The organism is Streptosporangium sp. NPDC049644 (assembly GCF_040675205.1).
Classification (GTDB): domain Bacteria; phylum Actinomycetota; class Actinomycetes; order Streptosporangiales; family Streptosporangiaceae; genus Streptosporangium; species Streptosporangium fukuiense.
Map to the genome: position 1 here is coordinate 2,274 of NZ_JBFAOJ010000169.1, position 3,676 is coordinate 5,949.

A 3,676-nucleotide genomic window follows, 5' to 3' on the forward strand; every position below is an offset into this window, starting at 1 on the left:
CTCTTGTAAGGGGTGGTGGGGTCAAGCGGCTGGAGGATGCCCTCGGGGTGCTTCTTGCGGGCCTCAACGATCCGCGTCGCGACCTCGTTGTAGTCGGAGTTGATCGCCATCAGGTGCGCTTCTCCTGCTCGTAGTTCTCGTTGTCTTCGTCGGTCATCTCGTCCTCGGCGGGGTTCCGCGGGTCACGAGCGACCGGGAGCGGCTCGTCTTGGGCGAGGTAGGCGCTCATGGCGTCCTCCCAGCCGTCCATCACTGCTCCACCTCGTCCGCGTCGTGCTCAGCGGAGGCGAGGACCGCGTCAGGGAAGTCCGCCAGGTTGAGCGCCAGCTCCAGCAGTGGGATCAGCGCCCGATGCGTGAGCACCTGCGTCTGCGTTTCCCGAGCCGCTGCGGGGATCGCCTGGTAGCGGTGCGCCCACGCCCCGACGAGCTGCGTCCAGTACTCGCCGCGACGGAACGCGTAGTGCCGCCTATCGGAGGAACCGATGGGGCGGAACGCGAGGATCACGTCTACGTCGCCGCCGGGGCGGGCGTGCTTGGCTTCGATCGACCACACGCCCCGGTTGGTGTCGAGGCTCCGCCCGTACTCGTTGAGGATCACCGGCTCTCACCGCCCTGCGGGGAGTCGCCGCGCAGCAGCGCGTCCACAGCCGAGCTCGGGATCCGACGGTGGCCTCCTGGCGTGCGGATCGACTCGATTCGACCCGCGTTCGCCCAACGGGTCACAGTTTTGGGGTCAACCCTCATGAGGATGGCGACCTCGCCAGGGGTGAGCAGGCGGTCGCCATCGGCAGACCGGTCGGCCTTACGGCGGTTAGCGGCGCTCATGCCACCTCACCGCCCTGCACAGCAGCGGACCGCGCACGGTCGTACTCGGCGATGCCCCACACGATCGCGTGGCAGGCCCACAGGAACGACCAGTCGTAGTCCTTGAGCTGCCAATCATGGGTGTCGTGAAAGCGGAAAACCTCTCCTCTTTCGTCACCTCCAGGCCAGAACTCGAAGCCGTTCAATGCAGCGAGCGCGCCGTACTCGTTCTCGGTGTTGTACTCGGCGAAGAAGGCGTTGACCTTCTCGTTCCACGCCTCGGTGACGCCGGGGTAGTGCCGCTCGGCTTTCCTGAGTTCGTCGGCGACCTGCTGGTTGAACAGGTCCGGCGAGAACGTCTTCACGCTGTCGCGGCTCGCGACGACCTTCTCGTCCCAGTACGTGGGGTTGGGGGCGCCCTGCCAAGCGGACGCTCGGAAGAACCCGAACACGTCCTCGGCGCAGGAGAAAACGTAGCCGTCGATGTCTCCAGTGATCGACAGCTTGCCGGGCCATGTGACCAGGTCGAACCAGTAGGTGCCACGCTTCGGATTCCGGAACCTCAGGTGCCTGTACAGGCCGTCGTCGTGCTTGATCTCCATGACGTGGTTGGCGGTCTCGCGCTTGAAGCGCTCCGCGATCTTCTCCTCAGACATGGGCGGGCTCCTCGGTCTGCTCAGGAAGGGAGAGGGCGGGAACGAGCGGAAGACCAGCGAGGAGCAGCGCACCGAACAGCACCGAGTCGGTGGCCCGGTCGTACCAGTCGCCCAGCAGCGAGATCAGGTCGTCCAGCGGCGTGTCAGCGGCGTCCAGCCACGGCGCGACGGTCGCGAGCAGGCGACGAGCCGCACCCACCATCGCGACCTCCGCCGGGCTCCACAGCGCCTCGGGGTCCTCGCTCAGGTACCGCCACGCGTCGGGCTCCAGCCCGGCGGCGACAGCGATGGCACCTAGCCCGCACACCGGCCCGGTGGTGCCTCCGTAGTCGGCGAACGCCCGTCCGCGGTCGACGAGCACGCCGATGGCGGCGTTGAGGATGTTCTCGGAGGTCTTCACGCGACCACCGCCGCAGCCTGCTCACGGATCAGGGCGGCCGCCGCACTAAACCCGACGGTGTGCGAGGCGTTCAGGGGGCGGAGCTTGGCCTCCAGGGCGAGGTGGAGCCGGTGTATCTCCGAACGGCGCTCCTGCGAAAGCGAGAGGTAGTCCTGCTGCTCCAGCACGGCGATCCGCCGGGCGAGGGCGATGCACTCGGGGTGGTCCGGGGCGAGGACGGTGCGGGCGGCCATCAGGACTGGCCCCCGTCCTGGGGCTCGTCGCGCAGCAGCGCCGTCAGCGGGGCGATGGCCACCTCGGTCTGCGCGTCGTGGCTGTCGATGACGCCGTACAGCTCGGCCAGTTCGGGGCACTCGTCGCTGACCGGGGACCAGGTCCATTCGTCCGGCTCGATGCCGCCGAGCGACGACTCGCCCAGCCGGTAGGCGAATGCCCTCGCGTCGACCCAGTCGGCGACCGGCAGGATCGGCGACCATCTGGTGACGTCGCCGTACACCGCCTGTCCGTCCGGGGTGGTGCTGAGCTGCTCGCGCTCGCCGATCAGCACGACCCAGGACTGCGCGAGGGTCGAGCCGTCGGGCACGAGCAGGTCGAGCATGAGGCGCGGCAAGCGCACGGTGATCGGGGAGTCGCTCATGCCTGGCCCCCGTCCTGGGCGCCAGCCGACACGAGCGCGTCCTGCTCCATGTCCTCGATCGAGGCGACCGCCTCGCTGAAGCGGTCCCTCGTGACCGACGCGGCGAGGGCCGCCTCGTGTGCGGCATCCCGCGCCTCCTCGGCGTCCGGACCGTCCTCGGCGAGGCCGATCGACACCGCGAGCGCGGCGTCGAACAGGTGCTGCATGGCCTCCTGCAGGTGGCCGAGCACGATCCGCCGCTCGCCGGGGGCGATGGGCAGCGTCGTCAGGCGCTTCGCGAACGCCGCGAGCTCCTCGGCCGTCATCACGGCGACCGACGGGGAAGCCGCCGGCGCGTGGGTGATACTGGTCATTGATCTGCCTGCTCTCTCTTTGATGTCTCGTGAGCGGGTGGGTCTCGCGGGTCCTGGTCGGTCGCACGGCCAGGCCCGCACTTAGGTCAGGGGGAGACGGCCTCACGGTCGGCCTCGCGGTCCAGCCGGCGAAGCTCCTCAGCGCGGCGGAAAACGCCGATCACCAGGTACGCGGCGCCGTGCTCCTGCATCTCGTGGGGGCTCAACGGGGCGCTCATGATGCGATGTCCGGCATCGCTCTGCCGCGGAGCCGGTGCACGGGCAGACCGCGGTCACGCAGCGGTGTGACCCCGCCCGGGGTCGGCGGGGGAAGCGCCCGGGGTGTCCGGGGCGCCCGGCTCTTACGTCGAGGCGCTGGCTCGGGGGCGGCGGCTGGCTGCTGGGGTTCGGGGCGACGCTCGTGCATGGCGAGGATCTCGGCGACGTGCTCGTGCGTGAACCCGTACTTGTTGCCGATGCGGGTGTGGGGGATCTTCTTGGCCCGGCATTGGGCTTCGATCCAGGACACCTTGCAGATTGGCCCGATGAGTTCAGCGAGCTCGTGCTTGTCGATGACCAGGGCCATCAGGCCCCCCGGCGGGCGGGCTGAGCGGTCACGGTCTTGATCTCGTCGAGGTTCTCGCGGGAGAAGCGGTAAAGCTTTCCGACCCTGTGGTGGCTGATCCGTCCCTCGCGGGCCTCTTTAACAAGCCAGAACCGCGAGAGGTTGACGATCTCCGCGGCCTGTTCGGGCGTGTAGAGCAGCGTCTCGACCTCGGGAGGGGGCTCCGCCGGGGGCTCGACGCTGTGAGGTGCTTCGTGCATGTGAGGGACGCTACTAGGTT

At 68.9% G+C, this 3,676-nt stretch carries 11 protein-coding genes; all 11 read right to left on the reverse strand.

Translation table 11 applies throughout. The features are described 5' to 3' along the window. Positions 1–109: 109 nt before the first annotated feature. The gene (locus AB0J58_RS42825; protein ID WP_357797450.1) at positions 110–250 is read right to left on the reverse strand and encodes a hypothetical protein; all 141 of its coding nucleotides are present in this window, start codon (positions 248–250) and stop codon (positions 110–112) included. Next, positions 250–600 carry a hypothetical protein gene (locus AB0J58_RS42830; protein ID WP_364227177.1) on the reverse strand — a complete coding sequence of 117 codons (351 nt, stop codon included), beginning with the start codon at positions 598–600 and terminating at the stop codon, positions 250–252. Before AB0J58_RS42830 ends, AB0J58_RS42825 begins: the two co-directional genes overlap by 1 nt. Further along, the gene (locus AB0J58_RS42835; protein WP_357796004.1) at positions 597–827 is read right to left on the reverse strand and encodes a BldC family transcriptional regulator; all 231 of its coding nucleotides are present in this window, start codon (positions 825–827) and stop codon (positions 597–599) included. Before AB0J58_RS42835 ends, AB0J58_RS42830 begins: the two co-directional genes overlap by 4 nt. Next, positions 824–1,462 carry a hypothetical protein gene (locus AB0J58_RS42840; protein ID WP_357796002.1) on the reverse strand — a complete coding sequence of 213 codons (639 nt, stop codon included), beginning with the start codon at positions 1,460–1,462 and terminating at the stop codon, positions 824–826. The genes AB0J58_RS42835 and AB0J58_RS42840 overlap by 4 nt, the downstream gene beginning before the upstream one ends. Beyond that, entirely contained in the window at positions 1,455–1,862 is a 408-nt protein-coding gene (locus AB0J58_RS42845) for a hypothetical protein (protein ID WP_357795999.1), read from the reverse strand. The genes AB0J58_RS42840 and AB0J58_RS42845 overlap by 8 nt, the downstream gene beginning before the upstream one ends. Then, positions 1,859–2,095 carry a hypothetical protein gene (locus AB0J58_RS42850; protein WP_357795998.1) on the reverse strand — a complete coding sequence of 79 codons (237 nt, stop codon included), beginning with the start codon at positions 2,093–2,095 and terminating at the stop codon, positions 1,859–1,861. The genes AB0J58_RS42845 and AB0J58_RS42850 overlap by 4 nt, the downstream gene beginning before the upstream one ends. Then, the gene (locus AB0J58_RS42855; protein WP_357795995.1) at positions 2,095–2,499 is read right to left on the reverse strand and encodes a hypothetical protein; all 405 of its coding nucleotides are present in this window, start codon (positions 2,497–2,499) and stop codon (positions 2,095–2,097) included. The genes AB0J58_RS42850 and AB0J58_RS42855 overlap by 1 nt, the downstream gene beginning before the upstream one ends. Continuing rightward, entirely contained in the window at positions 2,496–2,852 is a 357-nt protein-coding gene (locus tag AB0J58_RS42860; protein WP_357795993.1) for a hypothetical protein, read from the reverse strand. The genes AB0J58_RS42855 and AB0J58_RS42860 overlap by 4 nt, the downstream gene beginning before the upstream one ends. Positions 2,853–2,938: 86 nt before the next feature. Beyond that, a complete protein-coding gene (locus tag AB0J58_RS42865; protein WP_357795990.1) occupies positions 2,939–3,070 on the reverse strand; it encodes a hypothetical protein in 132 nt (43 codons plus the stop codon). Next, positions 3,067–3,417, reverse strand: a complete 351-nt coding sequence (locus tag AB0J58_RS42870) for a hypothetical protein (RefSeq protein WP_357795987.1) — start codon at positions 3,415–3,417, stop codon at positions 3,067–3,069. Before AB0J58_RS42870 ends, AB0J58_RS42865 begins: the two co-directional genes overlap by 4 nt. After that, positions 3,417–3,656 (reverse strand): helix-turn-helix domain-containing protein, encoded by a 240-nt coding sequence (locus AB0J58_RS42875; protein ID WP_357795985.1) that lies wholly within the window; start codon positions 3,654–3,656, stop codon positions 3,417–3,419. Before AB0J58_RS42875 ends, AB0J58_RS42870 begins: the two co-directional genes overlap by 1 nt. Between the last annotated feature and the right edge of the window lie 20 nt (positions 3,657–3,676).

What these genes read in the sequence shown, in the direction of transcription:
- AB0J58_RS42835 (WP_357796004.1), bottom strand. Translation starts at nt 827, where the DNA reads ATGAGCGCCGCTAACCGCCGTAAGGCCGACCGGTCTGCCGATGGCGAC.
- AB0J58_RS42865 (WP_357795990.1), bottom strand. Translation starts at nt 3,070, where the DNA reads ATGAGCGCCCCGTTGAGCCCCCACGAGATGCAGGAGCACGGCGCCGCG.
- AB0J58_RS42850 (WP_357795998.1), bottom strand. Translation starts at nt 2,095, where the DNA reads ATGGCCGCCCGCACCGTCCTCGCCCCGGACCACCCCGAGTGCATCGCC.
- AB0J58_RS42870 (WP_357795987.1), bottom strand. Translation starts at nt 3,417, where the DNA reads ATGGCCCTGGTCATCGACAAGCACGAGCTCGCTGAACTCATCGGGCCA.
- AB0J58_RS42875 (WP_357795985.1), bottom strand. Translation starts at nt 3,656, where the DNA reads ATGCACGAAGCACCTCACAGCGTCGAGCCCCCGGCGGAGCCCCCTCCC.
- AB0J58_RS42840 (WP_357796002.1), bottom strand. Translation starts at nt 1,462, where the DNA reads ATGTCTGAGGAGAAGATCGCGGAGCGCTTCAAGCGCGAGACCGCCAAC.
- AB0J58_RS42855 (WP_357795995.1), bottom strand. Translation starts at nt 2,499, where the DNA reads ATGAGCGACTCCCCGATCACCGTGCGCTTGCCGCGCCTCATGCTCGAC.
- AB0J58_RS42860 (WP_357795993.1), bottom strand. Translation starts at nt 2,852, where the DNA reads ATGACCAGTATCACCCACGCGCCGGCGGCTTCCCCGTCGGTCGCCGTG.
- AB0J58_RS42825 (WP_357797450.1), bottom strand. Translation starts at nt 250, where the DNA reads ATGGACGGCTGGGAGGACGCCATGAGCGCCTACCTCGCCCAAGACGAG.